Genomic DNA, 255 nt, shown 5'->3' on the forward strand with positions numbered 1-255 from the left:
GGGAACGTATTCACCGCGGCATGCTGATCCGCGATTACTAGCGATTCCGGCTTCATGCAGGCGAGTTGCAGCCTGCAATCCGAACTGAGAGCGGCTTTTTGGGATTGGCTCCCCCTCGCGGGTTCGCGACCCTTTGTACCGCCCATTGTAGCACGTGTGTAGCCCAGGTCATAAGGGGCATGATGATTTGACGTCATCCCCACCTTCCTCCGACTTTTAGCCGGCAGTCACCTTAGAGTGCCCAACTGAATGCTG

1 rRNA gene is annotated in these 255 nt (G+C 56.9%); it reads right to left on the reverse strand.

What is annotated here, in order from left to right:
* Nucleotides 1-255, reverse strand: a 16S ribosomal RNA gene (locus K1I44_RS15200); the annotation flags it as partial.

This window comes from Anoxybacillus sp. ST4 (assembly GCF_019448545.1).
Taxonomy (GTDB): domain Bacteria; phylum Bacillota; class Bacilli; order Bacillales; family Anoxybacillaceae; genus Anoxybacillus; species Anoxybacillus pushchinoensis.